The 16,818-nt window shown below is 33.3% G+C and carries 10 protein-coding genes, 1 tRNA gene and 1 pseudogene; 9 read left to right on the top strand and 3 right to left on the bottom strand.

Features of this window, described 5'->3' with window-relative positions; all coding sequences use genetic code 11:
- The first annotated feature begins 25 nt into the window (after positions 1 to 25).
- The 5 genes from JMI89_RS09710 (at position 26) to JMI89_RS09690 (ending at position 9,268) form a co-directional block, all read left to right on the top strand.
- Complete coding sequence (locus JMI89_RS09710) at positions 26 to 1,405, top strand: undecaprenyl-phosphate glucose phosphotransferase (protein WP_187755891.1); 1,380 nt, start codon at positions 26 to 28, stop codon at positions 1,403 to 1,405.
- 63 nt (positions 1,406 to 1,468) lie between these two features.
- Positions 1,469 to 2,047 (top strand): DJ-1 family glyoxalase III, encoded by a 579-nt coding sequence (locus JMI89_RS09705; protein ID WP_187755890.1) that lies wholly within the window; start codon positions 1,469 to 1,471, stop codon positions 2,045 to 2,047.
- 215 nt (positions 2,048 to 2,262) lie between these two features.
- Positions 2,263 to 4,800: a TonB-dependent receptor gene (locus JMI89_RS09700; protein WP_187755889.1), complete on the top strand. Its 2,538-nt coding sequence runs from the start codon at positions 2,263 to 2,265 to the stop codon at positions 4,798 to 4,800.
- Between the two features lie 14 nt (positions 4,801 to 4,814).
- The gene (locus JMI89_RS09695) at positions 4,815 to 6,500 is read left to right on the top strand and encodes an ABC transporter ATP-binding protein/permease (protein WP_220679964.1); all 1,686 of its coding nucleotides are present in this window, start codon (positions 4,815 to 4,817) and stop codon (positions 6,498 to 6,500) included.
- Positions 6,497 to 9,268 (top strand): pitrilysin family protein, encoded by a 2,772-nt coding sequence (locus tag JMI89_RS09690; RefSeq protein ID WP_220679963.1) that lies wholly within the window; start codon positions 6,497 to 6,499, stop codon positions 9,266 to 9,268. The genes JMI89_RS09695 and JMI89_RS09690 overlap by 4 nt, the downstream gene beginning before the upstream one ends.
- A gap of 85 nt (positions 9,269 to 9,353) precedes the next feature.
- On the opposite strand, the gene thiI is transcribed toward JMI89_RS09690, so the two are convergent.
- Positions 9,354 to 10,799 (bottom strand): tRNA uracil 4-sulfurtransferase ThiI, encoded by a 1,446-nt coding sequence (thiI, locus tag JMI89_RS09685; RefSeq protein WP_187755886.1) that lies wholly within the window; start codon positions 10,797 to 10,799, stop codon positions 9,354 to 9,356.
- Positions 10,800 to 11,008: 209 nt separating this feature from the next.
- On the opposite strand from thiI, the gene secG reads away from it, so the two are divergent.
- From secG to JMI89_RS09670, 4 genes and pseudogenes are all read left to right on the top strand, one after another.
- Positions 11,009 to 11,380 carry a preprotein translocase subunit SecG gene (secG, locus tag JMI89_RS09680; RefSeq protein WP_187755885.1) on the top strand — a complete coding sequence of 124 codons (372 nt, stop codon included), beginning with the start codon at positions 11,009 to 11,011 and terminating at the stop codon, positions 11,378 to 11,380.
- Positions 11,381 to 11,389: 9 nt separating this feature from the next.
- A tRNA-Leu gene (locus JMI89_RS09675) sits at positions 11,390 to 11,475 on the top strand.
- A 207-nt stretch (positions 11,476 to 11,682) separates the two neighbouring features.
- Positions 11,683 to 11,801, top strand: a pseudogene (locus JMI89_RS12120) (integrase arm-type DNA-binding domain-containing protein); the annotation flags it as partial.
- A gap of 341 nt (positions 11,802 to 12,142) precedes the next feature.
- The gene (locus JMI89_RS09670) at positions 12,143 to 13,477 is read left to right on the top strand and encodes a Fic family protein (RefSeq protein ID WP_187755884.1); all 1,335 of its coding nucleotides are present in this window, start codon (positions 12,143 to 12,145) and stop codon (positions 13,475 to 13,477) included.
- A gap of 707 nt (positions 13,478 to 14,184) precedes the next feature.
- Here the strand turns inward: JMI89_RS09670 and JMI89_RS09665 are convergent.
- Both JMI89_RS09665 and JMI89_RS09660 read right to left on the bottom strand, forming a co-directional pair.
- Entirely contained in the window at positions 14,185 to 15,396 is a 1,212-nt protein-coding gene (locus JMI89_RS09665; protein ID WP_220679962.1) for a hypothetical protein, read from the bottom strand.
- Between the two features lie 22 nt (positions 15,397 to 15,418).
- Positions 15,419 to 16,807, bottom strand: coding sequence for a hypothetical protein (locus JMI89_RS09660; RefSeq protein ID WP_187755882.1), 1,389 nt, complete (start codon positions 16,805 to 16,807; stop codon positions 15,419 to 15,421).
- Positions 16,808 to 16,818: the final 11 nt, after the last annotated feature.

The following is a 16,818-nucleotide window of genomic DNA, read 5'->3' as shown; positions in this document are numbered from 1 at the left end:
TAAAACTCTGTGTTGAGGTTATAATATGTTAAAAAATAAAGTTTCACGTTTTGCTATGCCTACTTTTGCGGTTTTCAAAATGTTACTTGACATAGCAGTTATTATTATTAGTTTTATTATAACAAATTATTTATTCGATAAATATGATCAAAAAATTGATGGCAATTTTTGTTTAATGGTTGTTATCTTTTTTTTAGTTATTGCTAATATGCGAGATTTTTACTATTCATTATTCGCTAGTAAACTCAAAGAGTTATTTATTGATTTACTAAAAATATGGTGTTTTAGTTTTTGGGGGGCTTTCGTTTTTTATAAAAGTGTGACTATTTTTTCTATATCGTATGAAATTCTAATTATTTGGTTCCTAATTGCCGTCATCATTTATTATATTATTCATTTTTTATTTGAATTGTATTTAAATAATAGAATTAATCAAAAAGTATTAAATGTAACTTTTGTTGGTAGTAGAGCACAAAGAAGATTATTATCTTTAAACTTAAAAAAAATACCATGGACCAAATATAACATTACGAGATATTATGAAGAAAATATATATTCTTGTAATGATTCTAATTGTAAAGGTGATTTACAACAATTATTACAAGATGCAAAAAAAGGCGTATTTGATCAAATTTTTATAGCTGATTCTATTGAACACCACAAGATTTTCGTCGATTTAGTCAGAAAACTGGCAGATACAACTTGTACTGTTATTTTCTTACCTGATATTTTTACTTTTGATTTATTAAGATCAAGAATTCACACTATTAACAATATTCCAATTGTCTCTATTTATGATACTCCACTTAAAGGTTTTAACGTATTGTTGAAAAGAATTGAAGATATTATAGGGTCTATTATCATATTAACAATCATTTCGCCGCTTCTGTTCATTATTGCAATTCTCGTTAAGTTGACGTCAAAAGGTCCTGTGTTATTTAAGCAAGATCGCTATGGAGTGAATGGAAGAATTATCAAAGTATGGAAATTTCGGTCAATGAAAGTGATGGAGAATGACCATCAAGTTAAACAAGCGACGAAAAATGATCCAAGATTAACTAAAATTGGTGCTTTTTTACGTCGAACCTCTTTAGATGAGTTACCGCAATTCTTTAATGTATTATTTGGTGATATGTCAATTGTGGGACCAAGGCCGCATGCTGTTATTCACAATGAACAATATCGTACGGAAATTTTAGGTTATATGTTAAGACATAAAGTAAAACCGGGTATAACTGGATGGGCTCAAATCAATGGTTACCGTGGTGAAACAGACACTTTAGATAAAATGGAAAAACGGATAAAATATGATTTAGAATATATTCAGAATTGGAGTTTAAATTTAGACATAAGAATAATTTTGCTCACAATTATAAAAGGTTTTACAGGGAAAACAGCATATTAAAACGTGTGACAATTTCATTGTTAAAGTGATTTTGTATCCTATTTTAAGGTTAAAGTATCAATCATGAAAAAAAATGTATTAGTCCTACTCTCACAAGGTTGTGAAGAGACAGAAGCAGTAACAACAATCGATTTACTAACCCGCGCAGGTATTGAAGTGACCTATGCTAGCATTACTGACGAACGTGAAATACGTTGTTCGCGTGGTGTCGTAATTTTAGCGCAAAAAACCTTTTCCGAAATTAAGGATCAAGTGTTTGATGTGCTGGTATTACCGGGTGGTTTGAAAGGTGCGGAGAATTTTCGTGATAGCCCCACTGTAATCGAAAAATTAAAACAAACTCATGCGCTAGGCAAAATCATAGCGGCAATTTGTGCTACACCGGCAATGGTTTTACAACATCATAATTTATTTCCGAAAGCAGCTATGACGGGCTATCCTAGTACTAAAGCTGCATTTAAAAACTGGCGAGATGATCGTGTTTATTATGACGAAACCTATCGAATTTTAACAAGCCAAGGTCCTGCAACATCGATTGATTTTGCATTAAAAATTATCACTGTTCTATTAGGTCAATCAACAGCGCATAGAGTAGCAACTGAATTAGTGCTTCCTATTGGTATTAATGATTATACTCATTAGTTTCACACATTTTTAGCCGATTGTATTGTGGATCTTACGATCCACTACAGTTCTTATTGCATATCTTACTCACCCATATCATCACATTATTTATTTGTCATTATTTATATAATCTTTGCCTCTTATATCTTGTACCGTTATTGACTTATTAATAAAAACAAGAATAATTCTCGTTTCTATTATATAAATAATACTTATTTTTATTTGGTGTCATAATGAATAAATTCCCTTCACTTTCTTTGTTTGTTATTAGCCTTGGCTTGGCATCTGCTCCAGTCATGGCTGAACAAGAAGAAATGCAAGCAGACGTAGCAGAGCAATCGAAAAAAGAAAAAGAGGAGGACATTAAGGATGTAATGGTTGTTAATGCCTCAATTAATGAGGTGGTAAAACCTGAAATGATTACGTCTGAGGACATCAAAAACAATACTATTGGCAATGGTAATATTACTGATTTGATAAGAACCTTGCCTGCCGTACAAATGTCAAATGGTGGGATGAGTGGTAACCAACAAGGGGAAATCAAACCGACCAAAATGACAATTCGGGGAGCTAATAGTTACCAAAATAATTTTATGCTCGATGGTATCAGTTTTAATAATGATTTTGATCCATCAAGTGATGGTAATGGTGTGACTGCTACAACGATCGAATCAAGTGAACAGGGTTATTATATCGATAGCCGACTAATCGATAATATTAAAGTATATGATAATAACATTCCCGTAGAATATGGTAATTTTACCGGCGGTGTTGTTGATATCACCAGTAAACGTTGGCGTTATCATAATGGTGGAAGCGTTTTCTATAGCACTACCCGTTCGGGTTGGAATCAAGTGCATTATGATCACCAAATCAAGTTTAGTACTGCCAACAATGATAATAGCCGTCCTAGTCGTTTTCAGCCTCATTATAAAAAAAATAGCTTCGGCGGCTGGTTTGAGTCTGGCATTACCGACACATTAGGGATTGTATTTTCTGCCTCCCATCGTGAATCTGATATTTCGGCGGTCAAGTTTCAAGGGCTATCACCAGAACTAGATGAAAATAATAATATTGTCATCACAAATAAACCTTATCAAGGCTTTAAAAATCAAACTCGAGATGCCGATAATTTTTCTGGCAAGCTTAGCTGGTACATGACTGAAAATACCAATGCAGATTTATCAATTAACTATTCGAAACATAAAGATTATTCATTTTCACCTAAAGAAGACCACTCAGGTAACCAAACAGATCATACTGGTATTGGTGGGATGTTTGAATTAACCAGTAATTTTGATATGGCAGAGTTATCAATAAATGCCGGTTATCAGCAATTACAAGATAAGCGTACCAGCGATCAAAACTACTTTATTGGATTTAATGATTATTCACAATATCCAAGTGCAAGTTATAATTCTGGTGGAATAGGGGATTTAAAAACAACTCAAAAAAGCACTAATTTAAAGACTAAACTACAGTTTCGTCCAATACAGCTATCTGGGACAATTCATGAGCCAAAACTAGGACTAGAATATAGTAAAACTAAAGGAATTTATCAGCGGGATAAAGATTATTATCGTTATAATTTTTATTATTTAAACATGGGACCGTGGATGAATGATTACTGGTCTACATCCGTTTTTGAAGCGGGTCGCCATTCCGCTAGTTATACGAATTATGCAGCATACGTTGATGATACGATCAAATATCATCGTTTGACTTTACGACCAGGGATTCGCATGGATTATGATGATTTTGTTAAAGAAGCTAATTTTGCACCTCGTATCACAGCATCTTATGATGTATTAGGTGATGGGAAAACCAATATTATTGCTGGTTATAATCGCTATTATGGACGCAATATGTTGATATATGCATTATATGGTGCTCAAAATGCAGGTCTAAAAAATTGTACGGGTTATATGGATATTGATGATTGTGCACCAGGAACAGAAATAGATGAAAATTGGCAACATCAAAGTGATTTTGAAGGGTTAAATTCATTATCAACACCATATAGTGATGAGTTCAGTTTAGGCTTAGAACAAGTTGTTCTTAATACACTTTGGAAATTCCAATATGTCTATCGTAAAGGACGTAATGAAGTAATAAGCCGACCAAAAATAGATAATTCAGTGGTGAAAATTTTTGATAATTCAGGTGAAAGTTCACACAATAGCTTTTCAATTAGTATGAGTAATCCTGAACCGTGGATGTTAGGAACTACAGAAAACACGCTGACAAGTTCAATTATTTGGGAAAAAAATGAAAGTAACAAACCTAAAAATGGATATGCAAGTTATGATCCTTCAGGAAGAGTTAGTAAAGATTATGTTTACTACAATGGTAAAGTCATTAAAGCATCAAAGTTGCCGGCAACCGATTTTAATTTGCCATTACGTTTAAATGTCGAATTAAAAACTCAGATTCCTGATTGGGGATTATCCGTTTATAATTTATTAGAATGGCATGGACGACGTTATCAAGCTGTTCGTTATGACAACAAATATTATAATGATAGAGAACATGGTCAAATGGCACGATATGAACGTGAAGATTTTGCTAGCACTTTACGTTGGGATATGAAAGTTTCTTGGGCACCTTCATTTGCTTATGGTGGAAGCGTTTCACTTGAAATCGATAATGTTTTGAATAAAAAAAATGTAACTGATCGTTATGCATATTATAACTCAAATAGAGAAATGATCATTGCTAATTCCTATGATGTCGGTAGACAATTTTGGCTACAACTCAATTATGATTTTTAATTTTCTAGATCAACATGCAAAAATTTAAACAATTTCTTTATTTAATTAAACCTTTTTGGTTTTCATCCCAAGCGATAATAGCTTGGGTATTACTGATTGCCACTTTAGCACTAAGTTTAAGTACTACATGGCTAAATGTTTTATTGGCTGATTGGAATGGTCAATTTTATAACGCGTTACAATTGTTAGATAGTAAAACTATAATCAATTTATTGTGGCAATTTTCTCTATTAGTTGTGGCATTGATTTTGTTAGTAGTATTTGCTGACTTTCTGCGTAAAAAACTACAAATTAAATGGCGTGACGCCATGACGCAATTTATCACCGCCAAGTGGTTAGCTCATAACGGACAATATTATCATTTAACCTTGCAAGGGAAAATGCCCGATAATCCTGACCAGCGGATTGCTGAAGATGTCAATTTATTAATTAGTCAAAGTTTAGAATTATTAATCTCTTTTTTGACTTCAACGCTAACTTTTTTTTCGTTTGCGACCATCTTATGGCAATTATCTGGTGCATTACAGTTTACCGTTTTTTCTTCGGATATTTCGATACCTGGTTATATGTTTTTTGTTTGCATAGTTTATGTATTTGTTGGATCATTATGTACCCATTTTATTGGTCGCAAATTACATCCCATCAATATTGAACAACAAAAAAATGAAGCGAATTTTCGTAGTGATTTAATCCGCTGTCGTGATAATGGTGATAGTATTGCTGGACAACATGGCGAAAGTGTCGAACAAGAACGCTTACAGATAACGTTTTCGGCAGTCGTACGCAACTGGCATCGTTTGATTGGTAAAGAGCGTAATCTGCTGTTTTTTATAAATGGCTTTAGTCAAATATCTAGCTTAGCGCCTATCTTTTTTGCTTTGCCGAAATTTATTAGCGGAGCCATACAGTTAGGTGGTTTGATGCAAATTCGGATTGCATTTATGCAACTTAATAGTGCCTTGAGCTGGTTTATCTTTAGTTATAAAAATATTGCGGTTTGGCAAGCTACTGTTACTCGTCTTTATCATTTTATGCAGTTATTAGAGGAACCGATTGATAATTCAATTAACCCGACAACAGACAATCAACCAACCAAATTAGCGGTTAATCATTTAGCTATCAGCGTGGCTAGCAAAGAGCAGCCAATTTTAACTACGTCTTTTACCGTTAAAACAGGGCAAATCGTTATGATTAAAGGACGCTCTGGTATAGGAAAGTCAACATTGTTAAAATGTTTGGCCGGTTTTTGGCAAGATTATACGGGAGAGATTATTCGTACTTATGATTTTATATGGTTACCTCAAAAAGTTTGGATAGGTCAAGGAAAATTAGCTGATTTAGTGAGTTATCCACAAGCATCAATAAATTATCAGCAAGATCAAATTGCTTTAGTATTAGATCAAGTGGGATTGTCGCAACTTAAATCAGATTTACAACGCACAGCAGACTGGCAAATGATTCTATCAGGTGGAGAACAGCAACGATTATTATTTGCACGTTTATTACTGCAAAGGCCTGCCTTAATGTTACTTGATGAAACTACAGCCAGTTTAGATATTGAAAGTGCAAAACAATTAATTTTGTTATTAAAAAGCGAATTACCGAACAGTGCGATGGTTTTTATCTCTCACCAAAATGAATTACAAATATTGGCTGATACCATTATTGATATAGATACGAGTACAGGAAATCAGAAATGAGAAAAATCACTTTTCTATTAATTATGACATTACTGGTTGCGTGTACAAACCAGCAGACAAACCTACAAAATCCACAAGTTTCACAATTTACGTTAGATAATGGATTAGATGTGGTCTTTTTCCCACGTGAAAAAGAGGGGCTTGAAATGCGCTTAGTGGTTCATAGTGGATCATTACAAGAAGATGAGCAACAACTTGGATTAGCCCATTTTGTGGAGCATATGGCATTTAAAGGTACTCAACATTTTCCCGATAAAAGTAGTTTCAAACGTTTAGAAAAATATGGTATTACCTTAGGATCGCATATTAATGCAGTCACTGGTTTTAATGCCACCACTTATAAATTATCTTTACCGGATGATGGTAAAGCAATTAATCTTGGTTTGCGAGTTTTGTCTGATTGGGCTTATCATATTGCATTTAATCAACAAGATTTTGATAGTGAACGTGATGTCATCATTGAAGAGTGGCGGTTACGTCAAGGCGTTGCTTACCGCATCAATAGTCAGTTGGAAAATTTGCGTTATCAAGGTAGCCTTTATGCAGATCGTAACCCAATAGGAAAACTATCAATTATTAAAACAGGCCCCTTAGAACAGGCTAAACGTTTTTATCAACAATGGTACCAACCACAAAGAATGAGTTTAGTTATTGTGGGTTCATTTGATCAACAATCAATGAAACAGGCGATTGAAAAATTATTCGGCCAACAAGCTAGAGGTGATACACCCCAAGATATTCCAACATTACGTTATTACAAGCCACAAAGCTCCCCATTAATTGAAACGATTTTTGATCAAGAGCAAGGGCAACGTATGATTCAAGTGATGTTACAAAAAAACTTGCCACAATCTTTAAATACTCAAACAGGTTTTAAAGACGATGTGATTGATCAACTATGGCTATACATATTAAATCAGCGTTTTGGTTTACTAGTTGAACAGCAGAAAATTCAAGCAATGCAAGGACAAGATAAAAGCGTATTACTAGATCAACAAAGACAACAATATACCTTTTTCGCTGTTCCTAAACAGGATGATTATTTAGAAGCAACGCAGCTATTATTTACAGAATTGCAACGGCTAGCAACTCTACCAGTATCTGATGCGGAATTATTTGAAGCTAAGCAGGCAATAACTAGTCAGTTATCTCAGCAAGCACTAAACGAAATCAATTATAGTAATACTTATCAGGCTGATCAGATCGCTACAGCATTACAGTATCATTTGCCAATCATCAGTAAAAAACAACAATGGCGCATGACTAATGAGATATTTAATCGTATTAGTGCCCAACAATTACAAAAAGTTGTGGCAGAAAGATTAGCCACCAGTGAGCTTCGGGTAGCGATTATTGGGCCTGAAACTGATAAACAAGTGATTACAAAACAAGCTGTTCTTACCGCATGGGATTCCATTCGGGCTAACCAAAATTTAACGGTTTTCCCTTATCAGAAAAAGCCAATTCAATTGGCGATTACACCAATTTCTACGGGTAAAATAATTGCTTCGCAAACGATAGGAGCAATAAATAGTGAACACCTGCAGTTAACGAATGGTATGCAGGTCATTTTACATTCTGATAATAAGCTGAGTGATAATGTGCAGATTAAGTTGCGCGTGCCAGGCGGACAATCGATTGACAGCAAAGATCAACTTGGATTAGTTGCATGGTCACAACTTATTGCCAATTCTTCAACTAATGAAAGTGTTAATGTCATGCAGCTCAAACAACGTCAAATTGAATTAACTCCTTATACCGAACTGTTGTATCACGGTTATGAGGGGAGTGCGCCAGCAGATCAATTAGAAACCTTATTTAAGCTATTATATATGAAATTAATGGCGGCTAAATTTGATGAAAATAAATTGATATCAGCAAAACAAAATGCCCAGTTAAGTCGAGCTCATCAACCTGTTGAGCGGCACTTTCTTGATTTTATTCATCAAAAATCATTCCATCATAGTGAACGTTTAACGGTTGATCCTAAAGGCTCTTGGCAAAACTTCAATCTTGATCAATTGAAAAAACAATATCACCAATTGTATGCTAATCCTGCCGCGATGACGGTCGTCATTGCTGGCAATTTTGATAGTAATAAGGTTAAACAATTGATAACAACTTGGTTAGCTGGTATTCATCAAATAGATCAGGCAAATGCGGTTACAAAATGGCATGATAATCATATTACGCCAATTCATGATGTTTTACGAGTTGATTATCCTTATGGTACTAGTAATAAAACCATGGTTAGTATGCTTTATTCGACCGATGCAAAATGGCAAATGTCTGATCAACTAGCTTTAGCATTGTTAGATAATATTATCAATGTACGCTTAAGAACGATTATACGAGAACAGCATTCTGGCGTATATACGATTGTATTTTCAGAACAGTTAATTAAACGTCCTACAGCTTATTATTTAGCACGTTTAAATTTCACAACCGATCCTAAACGGGCAACGCAGATAACGGAATTAGTCAACAAAACGATGGATAATATTCGGCATTATGGTGTAAGTAGCGAAGAGTTAGCTCAAGCTAAACAAGCATGGTTGGTTAACCATAAACAAATGGTTAAAAGTGCACAATATTGGGTGAATGCGATCGCACAGGTAGCAACAGATGATCAGGATTATGATCAATTAGTTAATCAGCCAGAGTATATTAAGTCAATTAAATTAGAAAAAGTGAATCAACTTGCGAATCAATTTATTGGCAAGAATATAAAACAATTTCGTCTACTTCCAAGTGCCGAAATTAAATAGCTTACATAAAGCTATAACAGCTAACTTTTGTTAGCTGTTTTATTTATTTCTTAATCTATTTTTAATATAGCGCTATAAGTCGAATTTACTGTCTAAATACTTTTACATTAGTGTAGCCTTGTTCGATTAAATACAGTGCTTGTAATTTACTCATTACGCCACGTTCACAATATAAAAGATATTGTTTATGATGGTCTAAATTGCCAAACTGGGTTGATAATTTGTAAAAAGGAATGGATTGAATATCAACACCTTCCATTTGTAACGGTTTATCTTCCTGCTCATCGGGAGAACGGATATCTATGATAATATTATTTTCATCAAAGTCAGATACCGTTTCTACAGATCGAATAGTGTTATCAGTTTGTTTAGCGATTTCACGAATATCAATATTTTCCGCTTCACTGATGGCTTTATCTAAAATCGCAAAGTCAAAGTGGGATTCCTCAGCTTCAATTTTTTCTTTAATCGCTTTAACGGTCGGATTTTTCGAAATGACACCACAAAATTCAGGCATGGTTTTTGCGATATCTTCGGTACCAATTTGTCGCGCTAATTTGATAATTTGCTCTTTATCATGAGTAATTAATGGTCGTAGAATCAAAGTATCGGTTGCATTATCAATTAAACGTAGGTTGGTTAACGTTTGGCTTGAAACCTGACCTAATGCTTCGCCGGTTACCAGTGCCTGTACACCATATTTTTCAGCAATGCTAGATGCCGCCCTAACCATCATCCGTTTTAAGATAACACCCATTTGCCCATCATCAATTTTTTCTAAAATCTCACCCACCACATCCGCAAAATTTATAGCAATAAAACGTACTTTATGAGAGCGACCAAAACGATGCCACAGATAATGTGCCATTTGTTTTACACCAATCTCATGACTGGCGCCACCTAAGTTAAAGAAACAATAATGTACTCTTGAACCTCGACGGATTAACATATAACTTGATACGCCTGAGTCAAATCCTCCAGAAATTAGCGATAATACATCTTCTTGAGTGCCAATTGGAAATCCGCCAATGCCTGCGTACCGCCCTTTTACTAATAGCAATTTATCGTTTTCAATTTCTAAATGAACAGTCACATCAGGTTTAGTTAATTTGACTTTAGCGCTCTCAACCGACTGATTCAAACCACCACCAACATAACGTTCAACTTCAATTGAACTAAAATCGTGTTTACCTCGACGCTTGACACGAACACAGAAGGTTTTATTTTCAATCAATGGGGCATAATAATCCCGCGATTTTAGATAAATATCATGTACATCAGTGAAAGGTAATTCATCAACAGCTAAAATATGATGAATTCCAGGAATACGTGAAAGCGCATCTAAAATAGCGGGTTCTTCATGAGTATTCTTTGCTCTGACTTCGATATAGTCCCAATGACGAACCACAGCTACCGCAAAGTCATGTGTCAAAATATTACGAATATTACTGGTTAAAATCTTAATAAATCGTAAACGGACAGAATCACTCTTAATGGTGATTTCAGGAAAAAGTTTAATAATAAATTTCATTTGTATTACCACTGCATAAAAAATTCGCGACATTATACCGATTTATTACAGAAATGCGTACTATAGATTAAGCAAATAACAATAAAATATAAAAATTTGCTTGCTTGTTTGGTCAGCTTTCGCTAATATTTCGCATCAATATTTTTATTTTCCTTTTATCAAAGTTGTTAAAGCTTAAAAAAGGACAATCAAATTAGCTGTGGGTTAATATGTACGGAATTTTAATCGTTGTATATTTAGTTATTGCAGTCGCAATTGTTGCCTTAGTTCTAATCCAAAAAGGTAAAGGTGCGGATATGGGAGCTTCATTCGGCGCTGGTGCATCTGCAACACTATTTGGTTCAGCTGGCACCGGGAATTTTCTGACCCGTACGACAACGATTTTAGGTATTTTATTTTTTATTCTTAGTATTGTATTAGCTAATCTTGATAGTAAAAATGATGCTGGCAAAACCTTTTATAATATTGGGGATGATACACCTGTTGCAACGCAACAAACTGAGGATGGTCAGAAGCCTGTCACAACTGATTCGCTTATTCATCAAGAACAAGTCAATCCAGTTTCTGATATTCCTGAATAAATTTTAGATGCCGTGGTGGTGAAATTGGTAGACACGCTATCTTGAGGGGGTAGTGCTCTAAGGGCATGCGGGTTCAAGTCCCGCCCACGGCACCAATTCAATAATCAGTAATATTCTTCAAAACCCTTTATACCACATCAAAATCAGTATAAATAAGGCTTAAAACCTATTTTGCTATTTCGTAAGCATCAGTAAGATACATTTACATTCATATTTTTTGGGACTATATTAAGGACTACGCGGACATAGTCCTATAATTTTATAGTCCCAAAAGGTGAAAGTATGCCTAAAAAATAGCTCCAATGACTGACACACAAATTAAGAACGCCAAGCCACAAAGTAAGGATTATCCTATTTATGATGGAAATGTTTTGCTTTTGCTAATCAAGTCAACAGGAACAAAATATGGCAATTTAGCTATAACACCCTTTAACTCCAAAAAATATCTTTATCATGCATATATTGAGTATGTCCGAAATTCAGTGCTTAATAATCCCATTTTCACTAAATGGCTTTGGCACATCATTAGATTAGGCTATAAATGAAAACCAAAAGACTTATATTAAAAAAACGTACTAATACTGGGATGAATCAAATTTACAAATAAATTGAGACATGAATAAAGATTGGCTATCATGAACTAAAGATTTTATAAAATAACCTTCATTTTACGGTAAAGATAAATTCTTTATTAAATGTAACCTTTACTTTATGGTGATTAAATAATATCATTTAACTCAATTTTTAAAAAATGAGTTAAATATGAGAATATCACACGCTAAATCATTAAAAGAAATGATTAAAGTTATTCATTCTATAGATTTAATTAAGGTTTTAGGTAAATTTAAGGAAACTGATGTAAAAGGTCGGTATCTCCATTGGAATGACTTTAAATATAAAAAAAATGATGAAGATATTGATATTGATTTAGCATGGGCTGCGACTAAAATTTCTAGGTTACAGTCAAGTAAAAAAATTAATATAGGTGAATATCAATTTAGCTTTTGTGTTCCTGATTCTTTACAAAGAGATCTCCACACAATAGATAAAAAATCCAGTGGTTATATAGGGACGAATAATCCTGAATCGATGGATGGAGTTAATAATAAATATTTAGTTCATTCTTTAATTATGGAAGAAGCTATTTCATCGGCTCAGCTTGAAGGCGCTTCAACAACAAGAAGAATAGCCAAAAAAATGCTTGAATTAGATAGGAAACCAAAAAATAAATCTGAAATTATGATTTTAAATAATTATTTATTAATGAAGAAAGCATTGGAAATGAAAAATGAAAGTTTATCTATTGAGCTAATTCTCAGTTTTCATGAAATAGCAACAACTGGTGCAATAGAAAATAATGCTGTCTGTGGTGAGTTTAGACAAACAGATGATATTTATGTTAGAAACCATTTACAAGAAGTTATTTATACGCCACCTAAAGCAGATAAACTTTATGATTTGATGAGTGATTTATGTAATTTTGTTAATACTCGTCATGATTGTGAAGAAGGCGAGTTTTTTATACATCCAGTAATTAAAGCAATATTGTTACATTTTTTTATTGGCTTTATTCATCCTTTCGGAGATGGAAATGGAAGAACTGCAAGAGCCTTATTTTATTGGTTTATGATGAAGTCTGGTTATTGGTTATTTGAATATACATCAATAAGTAAATTAATTAAAAACGCACCAATACAGTATGCAAAAGCTTATTTATATGTAGAAGATGATGAATTAGATACTACTTATTTTCTATACCACCAAATTGATATTATCATGCGGTCTATCGACGAATTAAATAATTATCTACATAGAAAGCAACGAGAATTAGCCTATTTCTTAACTAGAATTAAAAATTCTAAAATAGCATCAAAGTTAAATTTTAGACAAATTGATATTCTAAAAAAAGCAGCTAAAGAACCGGGTAGGCAATTTATTGCAAAATCGATAAGTATTGAATACAGTGTGTCTGAAAATACAGCAAGATCTGATTTAAAAGGGCTGGAAGATAATGGACTATTATTGCTTATTGGAAACAGCAAAGTTAGAACATATATTTCACCATCTGACTTGTTGGATAACTTATTAGATAATTAATCTCATTATCATAACTATGAGCCGCTATTATTTAGCGGTTTTTTTATTTAGTGAATACGTAAAGTGAACACCAGTAAATAATTAATCCTAAAGTGTTTACCGTCTAAATCCTTTTAGAATAAGGCTTATAAGAAATAATAAATAATGTAAACATTTTTTATAAAATTTAATTTTTATGGAGATAAGGTAAAAGTCTACAATTTTTCAGTTTGATAAATTAGCGCAGTTTTTTAGCGATAAAATATTATAGATTTCTTATGGTTTAAAAATAAGAAAAAGCTTTGGAGTTAAAAGACAATTGATTACAGAACTTGAAAAAATTTAAGCTTTGTCGTTTAAACAGCGTATCTATACTTACATGTTTAGTAAGACCAAAGAGACTAATAAAAGTTTTTGCTTTAATATTGCCTGATGCGGTTTCTAATAAAATAGTATTAAGCCCGTAAAGTTATAGCGAAAATAATTGACTCGGTCATATCCAATGACTTTACCGCTTTGACATGACCGAGATGTGTTGCTAATTCATCTAAAAAGCACTAATTTAAAATTAATGAGTTTGCTATTTTTATTTATTTCTGACACTTTTTTATACGCTATAAAATAATGTCAGAATCAGATTGAATAAAGACTATTACACATTAATTAAAAATCGATTTTAGTCGAATTTAACTTTTTTGAGTTTATCACTTAATTTGAGAAAGTATAACTTATTTATCATCTTCATCGTCATCGTCTTCCCACTCGTTTTCATCTTCTTCGTCATCATCATAACCATCATCCGCCCAATCATCGTCGTCATCATCACAATTTTCTTCATCATACACACCTTCAATTGGTGTAAAATCATCATCTTCATTAATGTTACCAGCTAATAACTGAGCAAGAGATGGATAATGTCGAATATCATCCATTAAATAGCAAACCATATAGGCATCTTTTTTATTACACGTGATACCCAATGCATTTAATGCGACATATAAATATTCTCCACCAGCTCTCTTTTCAACATCATTTTGATTAAAAATATGAGCAGCTCGCTCTGCAATGGCTATATAAAGCTTTTCTAAATATTCTCTGCTTTTCAATTTTTCGGCTAATCCGAGTTCATTAAGAATATAAGCCGTTTCTTTGGCTTGATTCGGATTGTCAATATTAATAAGCTGAGCTGCTAAAAACGTGAATGCATATTCATCATTGTCGTCAAATCCCCATTTTGTTAATAATTGAGGTATATGATTTCCTTTTTGCCCATCGAAATCAAATCTAGCTTTATGGCGATTAAGGTAGATTATACTATCTTGCAAGCGACGGTAAGTGACTAAGTATTTTTTATCGTTATAAGCATTGACAAATGCTGCAACTGCACCGACTGGCATACTATCATCACACATATTCGTCTTTTCATCAGTGTTATTGGTAATGATCTTGGTTAACAATTCATTAATTAAAGGTCGTAAAGACTCATGTTTGACAGCGGCTTGATAAAAGTCTAGCTCATTATCACCTGACACAACTGTATGAGGAACAAATTTACCATCTTTTACTTGACCATAAAAAATACCTTTTCCTTCAATAGCTTCGATATACTGGAAAAAATTTGTATAGTGATTTTCTAAAGTATTTTGTAGGGACTTAGGATCATTAAAATCAACAATAAATTGATTGTCTTGCAAAAGTACACCATCCACTGTTTTTGCGGCAATATCTTCAGCAGTTTCTTCTGTTTCAACACGATCAAATTCAAAACCATTTTGAATCATTTTCATTATTAAACCATTAAAAGCAATGCCTATATCATTTTGATCGGTAAAGGTTTCGATCTGAATATCAGAGTCTAATCCTGATCGCAAAGTTAAACCATTTAATTCTATAAAGCCGGTTTGACCTTTTTTATTTTTATAATATGTACGGGTGATCATTGTTTTCTCCAAATTAATTTTATTATGCAATATCATCTAAACTAATAGATGAATTTTCATGTATAGATCTTAATGCATTAATTAGCTTAACTTCATTAAAATCAATATCGACTGTTTCTAGTACTGGTTCTAAACAGACACTCATCAAACTCTTCAAGTGATTTGGATAATCATAATGGTTTTCTTTGGCATCAAGTAAAAGATATTTTAAAAATGTCTCTTTTCGTTGAATACTGTCTAAAATTTCTGGATCTAAATTTTCAAATCCGTGTTGACCTGCGACACTACAACTACGACTTGCCATGAGTCGAATAGCATTATCATATTTTTGCCATTTTTCTATCAGTTTTGCTATTTGCCCACATTGATAGACTTCATGGTCCATATCTAACACTCGCAATAACTCAATATATTTAGGAATATATTTTTGGTCATACATCGCTAAGGCATATGCAGCATGCAGTGCTTTTGGTGTCTCTTCATCCATCCAAGGTCCTTCTTCATCAATAGCAAGATTGATGTAATCAATAATTTTCTTGTGTAAAGCTGGAAATTTCACTGCAGCTTCAAAAAAGAATAACTCACTACACAATCCAACTTGATAAAATTTATTGTCTTCTTCTTCATGCTGATATTCTTGAAATTCACCGTTTACTATCGAGCCAAAACTCAAAAATTCTTCGATTTCGTCAAAATTGTCGATTAAACGATTAAGGACTCGTCGCATTTGCTCTTTATCATTTAAATTAACACAAATTTCCCAATCATCATCGACATCATCGTACTCATCGTGATCTTCTGCTTCATACTGTTCAAGCTCTTGTTCTAATAAGCGCTCTTCATCATCCATATTCATTAAAATAATTTCAGGATGATAAGTATTATTTTTATAGCCATCTTTATCAGAAATCGTAGGTATGTCCCCATCATAATGCTGAATATATTCCGCTAATACTAAAAATTCATCTAATTCATCGTGGGGAATGGCGGAGCCGGTTATTAACATCAATCCATTTTGGGCTTCTAGCACTAATTCATAGGTTTTTGTTCCTGGAGGGGTTTGCGGAATAGATAACACTTTACACCACAACTCAACATCTTCTGATAATTGTTCGCTTACATCTTGATAGATATTTTTATACTGCTGAAAGTAGTCATTAGCCTTATAATTTTTCACATAAGAGATTGTTATTCGATATCCTAGATTATTTGGTGGGTTTGTTGATAAGCATCCTGTGGCTGATTTCACAAATAGATAGTGCTCATCATCAACTTGTTGATAGCGCATTTTTGCATCAGTAAATATTGTATTATAAGTACTGGGTAGTAAAACATCTAACCCGCTTCCAACCAATACCACATGAAACGGTTTTTTAAATAAACGAAAGCTTTTGTCTAATTCTTTTGACACATTTGACCTCT

It is taken from the genome of Frischella sp. Ac48, from assembly GCF_019641635.1.
GTDB classification, from domain to species: Bacteria; Pseudomonadota; Gammaproteobacteria; order Enterobacterales; family Orbaceae; genus Frischella; species Frischella japonica.
Note: the sequence above shows the minus strand (reverse complement) of the source record. Positions and strands in the feature narration are given on the sequence as shown.